Source organism: Nonomuraea sp. NPDC049486 (genome assembly GCF_040676925.1).
Taxonomy (GTDB): Bacteria; Actinomycetota; Actinomycetes; order Streptosporangiales; family Streptosporangiaceae; genus Nonomuraea; species Nonomuraea ferruginea.
Map to the genome: position 1 here is coordinate 261,154 of NZ_JBFAPV010000011.1, position 12,870 is coordinate 274,023.

Below are 12,870 nucleotides of genomic sequence, written 5' to 3' on the forward strand. Positions count from 1 at the left end.
ACGATCACGATGAGCATGAGGAGGCCGAGCACCAGGGGCAGCAGCCAGGAACGAGGACGGTCCACGCCCAGGAGCCTAGCCGGGCGACGCGGGTGCGAGCGCCCACTCGTCCAGTGACTCGTACCTCACCCGCGGCCCCGGCTCGCTCATGAACAGCCGGATCGTCTCCGCCCGCCACGTCGAGCCGGTGAATCCGGCCAGCGAGTCGACGAGCGGGCGGAGGTCGGTCTCGGCCTTGGCCCTGGCGAGCGTCAGGTGCGGATGGAAGCGCTTCTCGTCGATGTTCGCGGCGCCGGCCCGCCGGCCGGCGGCCCTGACGGAGTCGACCAGCCGGACCATCGAGTCGCCCGACAGGCCCGCCCAGAACACCCGCGCGCGCCGTACGGACGAGAACGCGCCGAACCCGGTGAAGGCCAGGGCCGGCACCGGGTGGCGGCCGGCGGCGCGGGCCAGGCGGGCACGCAGGTCGGGCAGCGCCCGCTCGGGCACCTCGCCGAAGAAGGCCAGCGTGACGTGCCAGGTGGCGCGGTCCGGCCAGCGCAGCTCCGGCACCTGCCCGACGTGCGGGGCGATCGCGCGTTCGAGCTCGTCCAGCACCTCGTCGGGTGGCAACACGGCCGCGAAGAGCCTCATACCCCCAGTGTGTCCCGCCTCAGGTGGTGGCAGGCACCGCCCGCCGCCGCGCCACCCGCCCGGTGATCGTCCTGGTGACCAGGACGGCCATCGCGGTGCCGGCCAGCACGAACCCGCCGGCCAGGACGGCGCCGGCCCTGGGCCCGCCGAGCTCCGACAGCCAGCCGACCAGCGACGCCCCGATGGGCGAGCCGCCGACGAAGACCAGCATGTAGATGCCCATGACGCGGCCGCGCATCTCGGCCGAGGTGGCGAGCTGGACGGCGGCGTTCGCAGCGGTGTTGACCGTTATCAGCGCGACGCCGGCGGGCACCAGCAGCACCAGGTAGAACAGGTAGGACGGAGCCAGCCCGGCCGCGATCTGGAACACGCCGAAGCCGATCGCCCCACCGAACAGCATCCTGCGCGAGATCGTGACCCTGCGGGCGGCCAGCAGCGCCCCGGCGAGCGCGCCGACGGCGAACATGCTGGAGGCCAGGCCGAACGAGTTGGCCCCCGCCTTGAACTCCTCGCGGGCCATGAGCGCGATCGACATCGAGAACGCCTGCGAGAACATCGACACGAAGGCGATCAGCAGGATCGGCATCAGCAGCTTCTCGTGGCGCAGCACGTACCTGAGCCCCTCGCGCAGCTGCCCCTTGGCCCTGGGCACCGGGTCCGACGGATGCAGCTCGGCCTTCCGCATGAAGACCAGGCTGGAGATGACCGCGGCGAACGTGAGCGCGTTCATCAGGAACAGCGGGCCGGTGCCGCCCAGCATGTAGATGAGCATGCCGGCGACGGCCGGGCCGACGACGCGGGCCAGGTTGAAGCTGGAGCTGTTGAGCGCAATCGCGTTGGGCAGGTCGTCCCTGCCGACCATCTCGACCACGAACGCCTGCCGGGTCGGCACCTCGACGCAGGAGATCATGCCGAGCGTGAAGGCCATCACGTAGACGTGCCACTCCTGGGCGGCGCCGGTCATCGTGAGCACGCCGATCGCCAGGGCCAGCGTGGCCATCAGCGTCTGCGCGGTGATGAGCAGGGGCCGCTTCGGGTAGCGGTCGGCCAGCACGCCGCCGAACATGCCGAACAGCAGCATGGGCAGGAACTGCAGAGCCGTGGCGGTGCCGAGGGCCGCGGCGCTGCCGTTGGTCAGGTCGAGGATCAACCAGTCCTGGGCGGTGCGCTGCAGCCAGGTGCCGACGTTGGAGACCGCGCCGCCGATGGCGAACATGCGGTAGTTGCGAATGCTGAGCGACCGGAACATCCCGGTCCTGGGTTCTTCAGGCTCTAGATCCTGCTGAGTTTCTCCAGGATCGGAGCCGCCTGACGGAGAATCGCCCGCTCCTCCGGCGACAGCTCCTTCAGTTGCCGCGTCAGCCACGCTTCCTTGCGCGCCCGCTCCTCCTTCAGGAGCTTCCTGGCGGCGTCGGTCACGGTCACGGTCACCTGGCGCCGGTCGCTCGGGTGCGGGCTGCGCGACACCAGGCCGCGCTCCTCCAGCCCGGCGATCACGCGGGTCATCGAGGGCGGTTGCACCTTTTCGAGCTCGGCCAGCTCGCCAGGGGTTATCCCGTCGTGCCGCTCGACGGCGGCCAGAGTCGCGAACTGGGTGGGGGTCAGCGGGTGCGCCGCCGCCTGCCTGCGCAGCCGCCTGTTGAGCCTGGCCAGGGAAACGCGCAACGCGGAAGCCAGACCGGCGTCGCTTCGCAGGTCCATCTGGGACTGAGGTCTTGTTAGCATGTGTCATTACCTTTGCTAACTATAGCCGCGGTCAAGAAATTTCCCAAGCCAGATTCCGTCTCACCCATTGATACCCAACGGGCCGCCGTCCTCGCGGACGGCGGCCCGTACTTCCTGGTCAGAGCCCGAGCATGACCCTGATTGGGCCGAGCGCGAAGTACAGCACGAACAACGCCGCGACGGCCCACATCAGCGGATGGATCTCGCGCGCCTTGCCGCGGACCACCTTGATGAGCACGTACGAGACGAAGCCGGCGCCGATGCCGTTGGAGATCGAGTACGTGAACGGCATGAGCACGATGGTGAGGAACGCCGGGATGGCGATCTCGTAGTCGGTCCAGTCGATGTCGCGGATCGCGGTCATCATCAGGAAGCCGACCACCACCAGGGCGGGCGCCGCGGCCTCGTACGGCACGATCTGGACGAGCGGCGCGAAGAAGATCGCCACCAGGAACAGCGCGCCGGTCACCACGCTCGCCAGGCCGGTCCGCGCGCCCTCCCCGACGCCCGCTGCCGACTCGACGTAGGTGGTGTTGGACGACACCGAGCCTGCGCCGCCGACGACGGCGCCGAGCGAGTCGACGAGCAGGATCTCACGGGTACGCGGCAGCGTCCCGTCCTCCTTGACCAGGTCCGCCTGGCGGCCGACGCCCACGATCGTGCCCATGGTGTCGAAGAAGTCGGTGATGAGCAGGGTGAACACGAACAGCACGGCGAGCAGCAGCCCGGCCGAGCTGAACGCGCCGAACGGGTCGAACTCGGCGAACAGCACGAGCGGGTTGTTGAAGCCGAAGACCTCGCTGGGCCAGGCGGGGACGTTCAGCTGCCAGCCGTCCGGGTTCTCGGGCGAGGAGGCGCCCGAGCCGGTCAGCGCCTCGACGACGATCGCGATGAGGGTGGTGCCGGCGATGCCGAGCAGGATCGCGCCCTTGACCTTGCGCGCCACCATCGCCGCGGTGGCGAGCAGGCCGATGACGAAGACGAGGATCGGCCAGGAAGACAGGTTGCCGCCGATGCCCATCTCCAGCGGCGGCCCGGCGGCCACCCGGCGCACGAAGCCCGCGTCGACGAACCCGATCAGCGCGATGAACAGGCCGATGCCGACGCTGATCGCGGTCTTGAGCTGGGACGGGATGGCACGGAACACCGCGACCCTGAGCCCGGTCAGCACCAGGATGCCGATCACGATGCCTTCCAGGAAGATCAGGCCCATGGCCTCTTCCCAGGTCATCAGCGGGGCGATGTTGAACGTCACGAAGGCGTTCAGGCCGAGCCCGGCGGCCAGGGCGAACGGCACCCGGGCGATCACACCCATCAGGATGGTCAGGACACCGGCCACGAAGGCGGTGCCCGCGGCCACCAGCGCCACGTTGGGCGTGGTGCCGTCGCCGATCACCTCACCCTGGATGTCCTTGCCGTTGGCGATGATGATCGGGTTCAGCACCACGATGTACGCCATGGTGAAGAACGTGGCCAGGCCACCGCGCACCTCACGGGAGACGGTGGAGCCGCGTTCGGTAATGGAGAAATACCGGTCTATAGCGGTACGGGAGTCACTCACGGGCGAACTGTGACACTTGGGACGATTCGCCAAAAGTGCTGGTAACCGTATCGAGATGCGATTGGAAGCTAGGCTGGATGCTGTGACGCAGCAGTGGCACCCCGACCCCGAGCCGATCGAGACCAACGACACCGCCACCATCGCCGTGGGCACCGGCCTCTGGGCGATCGCCCTGGTCGCCTTACTGATCTTCCCGCCCGCCCCGGAGAACTCCTGGTGGATCTGGACGTGTCTCACCGGCGTGGGCTTCGGCTTCTTCGGCATGTGGTTCGTCCACCGGCTCCGCCGCTGACATCTGTCATCCCGCGCCGCTTACGGGAGTCACCCCGAACTGCTGTTTCCTTGCACTACCTGAGCAAACGCCTCCCCTTCCATGCTTGATGGCATGAAAAGGACCTTGTTCACCTCCCTCGTGCTCGCCCTGGCGGCGACCGGCTGCGCGGGCGCCGAGAAGCCCGCCGCGGAGCCGGCCGCGCGCGACACCGGGGCGGTGGCGTGGCAGGCGTGCACCGGCCTCATGGGGCCCGACGGCAAGACCATGGCCCCAGAACCGGCCCTCGAATGCGGCACGCTCGCCGTGCCGCTCGACTACAGCCGGCCCGACGGCGACACCATCGACCTCGCCCTCATCCGGATCAAGGCCACCGGTGACCGCCTCGGGTCGCTCGTCTTCAACTTCGGCGGCCCCGGCGGCTCCGGCGTCGACACGCTGGCGCTGGCCAGGCAGGCCTTCGCCGGCCCCGGCAGCGCCTACGACCTGGTCAGCTTCGACCCGCGCGGCGTCGACAGGAGCGCGGGCGTCAAGTGCGGCGGCAAGGTGGAGGAGCTGATGTCGCCGGCCGCCGGGGAGAACCCCGACAAGGCCGCCCGCGAGTTCGCCGCCGCCTGCGAGGCCGACTCGGGCAAGGTGCTCCCGCACGTCGGCACCGTCAACGCCGCCCAGGACCTCGACCGCATCCGCGACGCGCTCGGCGACGACAAGCTCAACTACTTCGGCCTCTCGTACGGCACCCACCTCGGCTCGGTGTACGCGACCAAGTTCCCCGAGAAGGTCGGCCGGTTCGTGCTCGACGCCGCCTACGACCCGAACGTCACCTTCGAGCAGCGGGCGCTCACCCAGATGAAGGGCTTCGCCCAGGCCTTCGAGGCGTTCGCGAAGGACTGCGTCGCACAGGGCTGCGACCTCGGCAAGTCCCCCGCCGAAGCGCGCCAGACCGTCGAAGCGCTGATGGACGACCTGAAGGAGAAGCCGCTCAAGGTCGGCGACCGGCAGCTCACCTACGGCCTGGCCCAGTTCGCCGTCATCACCCCGCTGTACGCCAAGGCCACCTGGCCGATGCTGGAGCAGAGCGTCGCCGCGGCGCTCAAGGGCGACGGCACTACCCTGCTGGCGCTGGCCGACAGCTACACCGGCCGCAGGCCCGACGGCACCTACTCGACCATGATGACCAGCCTCCAGGCCATCAGCTGCGCCGACACCTCCCAGCGGCCGACAGCCGCCGACATGGCCGCGCTCAACGAGCAGGTCGAGAAGATCTTCCCCATCATGTCGGTCGAGAGCACCTCAGGCGCCTGCGCCCACTGGCCCACCGAGGGCAGCGACGAGGCCAAGCACATCGACGCCACCGGCTCGGCCCCGATCGTCGTCATCGGCGGCAAGGGCGACCCCGCCACACCGTACGAATGGGCGGTGTCGCTGACGGACCGGCTCAAGACCGGCGTCCTGGTCACCTACGAGGGCGAGGGGCACGGCGCCTACCTGAGCGGCAGCACGTGCGTCGTCCGCACGGTGGACGCGTACCTGTTGAAGGGCACGATGCCCGAGTCCGGTGCCGCCTGTCCCGCCGCATGACCCGCCGTGATCCGGGTTCGCGCCGGTTCTTCCTTGTGAAAAACTGAAAACCTCTTTTGGGAAACCCCTCGGGCTGGGCGCCGTTAGCAAGCCTTCGGCCTGCCCGGCCCGCCGTAGGTCCGGAGAGCGGGCGTGGGTCGGGTCGCCACACGCCCGCCCTTTCCAGGACGCCAGGAGATCAGGACCGGTCCGCCTCCGTCAGGAGTTCAGGACCGGTCCCGCTTCTTCAGGAGTCAGGACCGGTCCGCTTCTTCAGGAGATCAGGACAGGTCCGCCTCCGCCAGGAGCAGGGGGACCGCGGACGGGTCGCGGAGCATGGCGGCCACGGCTAGGCGGTCGTTCCACTGGCCGGTGGCCCAGGCCAGGCCGCGGGCGAGGCCGTCGAGGCCGGTGCAGTGGACGGCGCCCTCGAAGAACCGCCACGCGCACGGCACGCCGTCCACCAGCAGCTTCTCGTGCTCGACGTAGGTCTCGGGGGCCGTCGGGAGCAGGGAGCGCACCTGGGGCGGCACCTGCCGGGTCTCGCCGGCGGTGGTGACCTCGCCGGCCGCCACCTCGCCGGCGAGCGGCAGGTCGAGCAGCTCCGACAGGGACTCCGCCAGGTCGTAGGGAGCGAGCACCAGCGGCCGGTCGGTGACCAGCTGCAGCAGGTCGGGCGCCTCCACCACGACGACGTCCTCGGCGGCGGCCACCACGATGTCGCCGCCGAGCACGGCCCGCACCCGGGACGGCGGCGCCACCCGATCGGGCTCGACCGCCGCCAGCGCCACCCACAGGGAACGCAGCTGCGCCCGGTCGACCTCGATCGACTCGTCGGCCATGAGGTCGAGCAGCTCCTCGGGGCCGCCGTGGGAGTCGAGCAGGTCGGCGAGCGTGCCGCGCACGCCGAGCATGGCCAGCGCCCCCTCGTCCAGCCCTTCCGGCGCGTCCGCGTACAGGCCCTGCAGCAGCGGGTCGGCGCCGGGCAGCCGCAGCTCGCGCGGCCTGCGCCCGCCCAGCACCGGATGGCCGGCCAGCCACCAGGCGGTGTAGGAGGGCACCTCGACGCCCTCGATCCGCAGCGGGTGGAGAGCGGCGCGCAGCGGCGGGCGGGTCAGCAGCCGCAGCGCCGCCGGCCAGTCGGCGACCAGCTCCAGATCGCGCACGGCGGCGAACTCCGGCACCACCGGCGGCACGTCCAGCTCCGGCAGCAGGTCGAGCACGTGGTCGAGCCACTCGTCCTCGCCGTCGAGGTCGTGGTCGCACTCGTCACGGTCGAGCAGCACGTCGGAGTCGTGCACCACGGCGAACCCGTCGAGCACGCCCGCCGCCTCCAGCACCCGCGGCCCGTAGGTCTCCTCCAGCTCGCGGGCGGCCACGCCGAGGTGGGTGTCGGGCTCCAGCAGCCCGGCGAGCGCCCCTTCGGCCAGCATCAGCTCACCCGCCGGGTAGAGCTCGCCGTCGGCGCCGGGCAGCGCCAGCTCGGCCAGCCACGGCGCCTCGCCCGGTGCCAGCCCCGCCGCCTGGACCAGGGACAGCACGGCGTGCGCGACCGGCCCCGCGTCGGGGTTGTCGAGCGACTGGGCGACGGCGGCCTTGGTGATCGGGTCGTCCAGGATGGTGCGCGGGGTGGCCTCGGCGGCGCCCAGCCGCAGCAGCGCGGGGTGGGCGGCCTCCGGATGCACGATGCGCAGCCCCAGCGGCGTCAGGTCGAGCGCGGACCCGCCGTCGGTGAGGATCAGCGTGCCGCGCGGGCCGCGCACCAGCCGCCCGTCGGCCAGCGGCACCGGCAGCGCGCCGAGCGACTCGGGGTCGTCGGCCGGCAGCACCTCGTAGAGCGAGCGCCACCACGAGGGCTCGCGTCCCTCCACCGCCTCGCCGGAAAGCAGGTCGACCACGTCGGACAGCTCGACCCTGCGCACGCCCAGCGAGGTCATCGCGGGATGCCGGGCGGGCCAGCCGGCGGGCAGCAGCCCGGGGACGAACGCGGCGACGGCGTCGAGCAGTTCGCCCGACCCGGCCACCACGGCGGCCTCGCGGCCCGAGACGACCCAGCCGTCCTCGCCCGGCTCCCGCGACGGGTGCTCGACCAGCCATTCGGCGTCGGGCTCGTAGACCTCCGCGTCGGCGAACGAGGGCGTCCGCACGGCGGGCGCGGGCGCCGACAGGGCGGGCAGCAGCGGCGTGTCGGGCAGGCGCTGGAGCACGGCGCGGCGGACGCGCGCGTCGAGCTCGCCCTTGCCCATGTACGAAGGCACCAGGTCGAGCAGCTTGGGAGTGCGCGGCAGCTCCTCCAGCAGCCGGACGTAGGCGTCGGCGGCCTTCTCGACCAGGAAGTCGGCCAGCGGCCCCTTGGCCACGTGGCGGCGGTCGGTGGCCATCGGGAACGACGCGATGAGCAGTGCGGGCAGGTCGATCGGCTCGTCGCTGGGCGTCGGCGCGTGCACGACCGGCGGCACCGCGGCGGGCAGCGGCCCCGGCTCGCCGATGCCGGTCAGCGGCACCGCCCAGCGGACCGACCAGAACGGGCGCGCCCGCTCCTCGGTGGGCCGGTCGGCGAACAGCTCCGCCACCTGCTCAGGCGCGAACTCGCCGGACTCGGAGACGACGTGCCAGCCGTCGGCGGTGACCCTGCGGACCTCGCCGTCGAGGTCGATCTCGATCACGGACAGCGCGGGCATGCCCAGCGGCAGCGCCGGGCTCGCCTCCTCCAGCATGCGCCGGACGGCCAGGGCCGACGCGTCGTCCTTCAGCGGGAGGCGTACCAGGGTGTCGAACCCGTCGGGCACGTCGAGCGGGCCGTCCTCGAACGGCAGGCGCAGCAGCGGCACGTGGCCGGAACGGGCGGCCAGCTCGCCCGCGAGCTCCGGCACCGAGGCGACCAGCTCGGCCGTCTCCGCGCGCGACCAGCGCACCGAGCCGGCGCCGCGGGAGCCGATCACCGGCTCGTCGCAGACCGTCACCACGGCCGCGAACCCGACGCCGAACCGCCCGGCGGCGCCCGCCTCGTCACGCTTGCCGGACACGCGGAGCGTGGCCAGGCTCTCCACGCCGGTCGCGTCGAGCGGCGCGCCGGTGTTGGCGGCCGTCAGCACGCCGCCGCGCAGCGTCAGCCTGAGCACCCCCGGCACGCCCGCGCGCAGCGCCGCGTCCGCGGCGTTCTGCGCCAGCTCGACGATCAGGCGGTCGCGGTAGCCGCCGAGCGCGAAGTCCTCCTCGGCGTTGGCGTCCTCGCGGAACCGGGCGGGCGAGGCCGTCCACGCGGCGAGCACGGCGGCTCGCATCCGGTCGGTGCCAAAGGTGTCGGTCATCGGTCACGATCCTGGGGTCGAACGGTACGGGGCCACCGTAGGCTAGCGGCCCGCACCGTCAGGAGTGGCCGAGCTCTTCGGAGTCGGATTCGCCGACCGAGCCCGCCTCCTCCTCCATCAGGTCGAAGCCCAGGTCGTCGAGGATGGGCACGGCCTGCTCGACGGGCGGCGGCAGCACCGCCGCCTCCGAGTGGGCGCCGCAGCCGTGGTCGGCGGCGACCACCTTGCCGTCGTCGGGCGCGTACTCGTTAGTGCAGACCCCGAACAGCTGCCGGAGCCCACCCGCGAGCAGCCAGTAGAAGCCGCACGTGGAGCACTGCGCGGGAGCGGCGTGTGCGATCGGTGTGTGCGGCCCGTGCTCGCCGGAATGCCAGCGCCTGGCGGTCCGGTCTCTGCCGATGGCCGAGAGCACACGGGCCCGGCCCAGGCCGTACTCGAAAATCGTCTGCTGCTCCGCCTCGTCGTCGAGTTCGGCGAAACCCGGCACCAGCCGGTCGTCGTCCTCCGGCGTGGGCAGGAGGTCGCCGACGCCCAGGTCGCCGGGGCGCAGGCGCTCGCTCCACGGCAGCCACTCGGGAGCGCGCAGCGCGCCGGAACCCGGCAGCAGGACGGCCTCGCTGACCGTCACCTTCTTCGCCCGCGACGCCCGGGTGACGGTGACGGCCCACCGCCAGCCGCGATAGGCGCGGTCCTGGCAGGCGAAGTAGTGGGTGACGACCCGGTCGCCCTCGCTCTCGTAGCCCAGGTGCTCGCCGGGCTCACCCGGCCGCGCCAGCTCCTGGGCCGCGTCGCGTGCCAGGTCAACGGCGGCGACACAGGCCTGGTCGGGCGCGGCGGAGCGGGTCCTGGCACGGCTCATCGGCCTGCCTCCGCCGAAAGGTGCTGTTCGCTCACACTTCATTCTCTCCCATGGCTGACCGTGCCGGGGCCGACTAGCCCGCATTCCCGCCTGCCGCCTCCCCGAAACACCGGATTCCGCCACAAGATTTGCGTCCTGACGCGACAGATGACCGCAAGTGGTGCGAAAGCGGGGGTGAGGGTTGGAGGGGCGATCGGGTAAGACTGGTAAGCGTGGAGGGAGGCTGGGAGCGAGCGCGCGACCTCTCCCGGCGCGTGGGGCGCGGCGTCGCCGACGCGGGCCGGGCTACCGCGCGTGCCGGCAAGGCGACCGCCGGCGGCACCGCGCGGGCCGGGAAGGCCACCGCGGGCGCGGCGCGGTCGGTCGGCCGGGCCACCCGCCGCCTCACCCACGCCAACGGCGCCGACCGCACCGGCCTGGGCCGGCTGATCGAGCTGACCGCCGGCCACAGCGCCGGCGACACGCTCGTCACGGTCGCGCTGGCCAGCACCGTCTTCTTCGGGGTGCCCGTCGGCGAGGCCCGCGGCCCGGTGGCGCTCTACCTGGTCATCACGATGCTGCCGTTCGCGCTGCTCGCGCCGTTCGTGGGGCCGATCCTCGACCGGTTCAGGTCGGGCCGGCGCTATGTGATGGCCGGCACGCTGTTCGGCCGCGGCCTGCTCTGTTTCGCGATGGCGGCGGCCGTCGGCCCGCAGGACCTGCTGACGCTGTTCGGGGGCGCGCTGGGCGTGCTGGTGCTGTCGAAGGCCTACAACGTGTCGCGTGCCGCGATCATGCCGAGCGTGCTGCCCGCCGACATCACGCTGGTCTCGGCGAACGCGCGGGTCGCGCTGTTCTCACTGGTGACGGCGGGCGTGATGGTGCCGGTCGGGGCGGGGCTGACGCTCTGGCTGGGCAGCGCCACGATGCTGCGCGTCGCCATGGTGGTGTTCCTGGCCGCCGGGGTGTTCGCGGTGCGGCTGCCGCGCCACGTCGACTCGCCCGACCTGGAGGAGGAGACTCCCGAGGAGGGCAGGGCGCCGCGCTGGCGGACGCTGCTCCAGGTGGGTCCGGCGGTGGCCGAGGCGGTCTGGGCCAACGTCGCCATCCGGCTGTTCTCCGGCTTCCTGCTGTTCTTCCTGCTCTTCCTGGTGCAGGACAAGGTCGTGCCGTGGCTGGCGCCGCCCGCGCCCGACCCGTTCTTCGACATGACCAAGACCCTCGCGGTCCTGACGCTCGCGGCCGGGCTGGGCGGCCTGGCCGGCGCGGTGATCGCCAACTGGACCCGCAACCACGCGCCCGGCCTGCTCGTCCTGCTGACGCTCGCCACGACGGCGGTGACCGCCACCGTGACCGCGATCCTCTTCGGGCTCTGGGCCGCGGTGGCCATCTCGCTGGTCACCGCGTTCGCCCAGGAGCTGGGCAAGCTCGCGCTGGACGCGATCGTGCAGCGCGAGATCGGCGAGGAGGTGCGCTCGTCGACGTTCGGCGTGGTCGAGGCGTTCCTCCAGCTCGCCTGGGTGTTCGGCGGCCTGATCGGGCTCGGGCTGTCGCTCACCGAGAGCAGCGCGGCCGGGCTGGTCACGCTCGCGTGCGTGCTCACCGTCACGCTGGGCTGGCTCGTCGTACGGCGCCGCGCCCGCGTCAGGGCGGCCAAGGCGCGGACGCGGGAGGACGCCGCGGACGCCGAGACGGCCCCGTACGCCCCGCCGGAGCCTCTCGACCGCACCAAACCGCTGACGAACCCGCCCTGAAGCTAGACGTCGAGGTCGTCGGCGACGGCCCTGAGCACCACCGCGACCTTCTTCGCGTGCGCGGCTTCAGGGTGCTTGCCCCGCTGGTAGGACGTGGACAACCCGTCGAGCAGCTTGATCAGGTCCTCGACGATCACCACCATCTCGTCCGGCTTCTTCCGCTTGGCCTTGGGCTTGGTCTTGGCCAGCGTCGGCGGCTGCTCCAGGATCCGCACGGAGAGCGCCTGCTGGCCGCGCCTGCCCTCGGCCACGCCGAACTCGACCTTCTGCCCGGGCTTGAGAGGCCCGGCGTTGGCCGGCAAGGCGGAGGAATGCACGAAGACCTCACCGCCGTCGTCGCGGGTGAGGAAACCGAACCCCTTGTCGGCGTCGTACCACTTGACCTTGCCACTCGGCACAGGAGGACCTCGTTCGAACGTCGTGGATTAGGTGAATGGATGTAGGTTATGCCCCGTAGCGCGGCAGAGCGACCGGGTAAATGCCGGTGAATTACACGAGTTCACGACTCCGTTGCCAACCGGCGAACCAATCGGCAAATTCCGTCAGGTCGCCCAGTGCCACGTCGGCCCCGTGGTCGCGCAGCTCGGCCGTGGTGTAGGGGCCGGTGGCGACCGTGACGCTGACCGCGCCTCCGGCCCGCGCGGCTTCGATGTCCGCGACATGGTCGCCGACATATGCGGCGGCGCCGAAAGCGGTGAGCGCGGTTCCTTTGTCCGCGCCGAAAACGGAGCCCACCACGTCGTCCACGTCGAGCCCGAGCCGCCGCACCGTGCTTCTCGCGTCGCGCAGGTTCTTGCCCGTCACCACGATGACCCGCCCGCCGCGCGACTTGACGCACGCGACGGCCTCGTGCGCGCCCTCCATCGCGACGTGCACGGGCACCCCCACCTCGGGATAGATCTCCCTGTAGAGGTCGGCCGCCGCCGCGATCTCCCCGGCGGGCAGCCAGTTGGCCAGCTCCGTCTCCAGCGGCGGGCCGAGCCTGGTCACGATCTTCCGGCTGTCGATGGGCACGCCGAGCCGGGCCGACAACTCGTCATAGACGGCAGCAATACCGTTCCGAGTGTCGGCAAGTGTCATGTCCAGGTCGAATCCCACCGAAGTCGCCACACCTGAAGGATGCCAAAGAACCTCCCGATACGCGTAACGGCTCGGGTCGTGGGACCGTAGTCATCGGAAGGGTTCCTGCCCGGCTGTCAAGGTCCCCGCGGGCCGGC

The 12,870-nt window shown here is 71.7% G+C and carries 11 protein-coding genes; 3 read left to right on the top strand and 8 right to left on the bottom strand.

The features are described from left to right. Window positions 1-75: 75 nt before the first annotated feature. The 4 genes from thpR to AB0K05_RS30335 form a co-directional block, all read right to left on the bottom strand. Window positions 76-633, bottom strand: a complete 558-nt coding sequence (gene thpR / locus AB0K05_RS30320; protein ID WP_271277503.1) for an RNA 2',3'-cyclic phosphodiesterase — start codon at window positions 631-633, stop codon at window positions 76-78. Between the two features lie 19 nt (window positions 634-652). Continuing rightward, window positions 653-1,882 (bottom strand): MFS transporter, encoded by a 1,230-nt coding sequence (locus AB0K05_RS30325; RefSeq protein WP_364233649.1) that lies wholly within the window; start codon window positions 1,880-1,882, stop codon window positions 653-655. Between the two features lie 23 nt (window positions 1,883-1,905). Next, window positions 1,906-2,358: a MarR family transcriptional regulator gene (locus AB0K05_RS30330; protein ID WP_148035111.1), complete on the bottom strand. Its 453-nt coding sequence runs from the start codon at window positions 2,356-2,358 to the stop codon at window positions 1,906-1,908. Between the two features lie 118 nt (window positions 2,359-2,476). Next, window positions 2,477-3,919 (bottom strand): NCS2 family permease, encoded by a 1,443-nt coding sequence (locus tag AB0K05_RS30335; protein WP_261808916.1) that lies wholly within the window; start codon window positions 3,917-3,919, stop codon window positions 2,477-2,479. Window positions 3,920-4,001: 82 nt separating this feature from the next. On the opposite strand from AB0K05_RS30335, the gene AB0K05_RS30340 reads away from it, so the two are divergent. After that, a complete protein-coding gene (locus AB0K05_RS30340; RefSeq protein WP_364233653.1) occupies window positions 4,002-4,211 on the top strand; it encodes a DUF2530 domain-containing protein in 210 nt (69 codons plus the stop codon). Between the two features lie 93 nt (window positions 4,212-4,304). Then, window positions 4,305-5,771, top strand: coding sequence for an alpha/beta hydrolase (locus tag AB0K05_RS30345; RefSeq protein WP_364233656.1), 1,467 nt, complete (start codon window positions 4,305-4,307; stop codon window positions 5,769-5,771). Between the two features lie 260 nt (window positions 5,772-6,031). On the opposite strand, the gene AB0K05_RS30350 is transcribed toward AB0K05_RS30345, so the two are convergent. Together AB0K05_RS30350 and AB0K05_RS30355 are read right to left on the bottom strand one after the other, a co-directional pair. Beyond that, on the bottom strand, window positions 6,032-9,061 hold the full coding sequence (locus tag AB0K05_RS30350) for a hypothetical protein (RefSeq protein ID WP_364233658.1): 3,030 nt from the start codon (window positions 9,059-9,061) through the stop codon (window positions 6,032-6,034). Window positions 9,062-9,119: 58 nt separating this feature from the next. Further along, on the bottom strand, window positions 9,120-9,920 hold the full coding sequence (locus AB0K05_RS30355; RefSeq protein WP_219550103.1) for a DUF3027 domain-containing protein: 801 nt from the start codon (window positions 9,918-9,920) through the stop codon (window positions 9,120-9,122). Window positions 9,921-10,132: 212 nt separating this feature from the next. Between AB0K05_RS30355 and AB0K05_RS30360 the strand changes: the two genes are divergently transcribed. Beyond that, window positions 10,133-11,653, top strand: a complete 1,521-nt coding sequence (locus tag AB0K05_RS30360; protein ID WP_364233660.1) for an MFS transporter — start codon at window positions 10,133-10,135, stop codon at window positions 11,651-11,653. 2 nt (window positions 11,654-11,655) lie between these two features. On the opposite strand, the gene AB0K05_RS30365 is transcribed toward AB0K05_RS30360, so the two are convergent. Both AB0K05_RS30365 and AB0K05_RS30370 read right to left on the bottom strand, forming a co-directional pair. Continuing rightward, complete coding sequence (locus AB0K05_RS30365; RefSeq protein WP_148035117.1) at window positions 11,656-12,051, bottom strand: cold-shock protein; 396 nt, start codon at window positions 12,049-12,051, stop codon at window positions 11,656-11,658. Window positions 12,052-12,142: 91 nt separating this feature from the next. Beyond that, window positions 12,143-12,763 carry an HAD hydrolase-like protein gene (locus AB0K05_RS30370; RefSeq protein ID WP_219550101.1) on the bottom strand — a complete coding sequence of 207 codons (621 nt, stop codon included), beginning with the start codon at window positions 12,761-12,763 and terminating at the stop codon, window positions 12,143-12,145. Window positions 12,764-12,870 lie beyond the last annotated feature (107 nt).

Coding starts and splice junctions, on each gene's coding strand:
- thpR (WP_271277503.1), bottom strand. CDS start 633: ATGAGGCTCTTCGCGGCCGTGTTGCCACCCGACGAGGTGCTGGACGAG.
- AB0K05_RS30325 (WP_364233649.1), bottom strand. CDS start 1,882: ATGTTCCGGTCGCTCAGCATTCGCAACTACCGCATGTTCGCCATCGGC.
- AB0K05_RS30330 (WP_148035111.1), bottom strand. CDS start 2,358: ATGCTAACAAGACCTCAGTCCCAGATGGACCTGCGAAGCGACGCCGGT.
- AB0K05_RS30345 (WP_364233656.1), top strand. CDS start 4,305: ATGAAAAGGACCTTGTTCACCTCCCTCGTGCTCGCCCTGGCGGCGACC.
- AB0K05_RS30350 (WP_364233658.1), bottom strand. CDS start 9,061: ATGACCGACACCTTTGGCACCGACCGGATGCGAGCCGCCGTGCTCGCC.
- AB0K05_RS30355 (WP_219550103.1), bottom strand. CDS start 9,920: ATGAGCCGTGCCAGGACCCGCTCCGCCGCGCCCGACCAGGCCTGTGTC.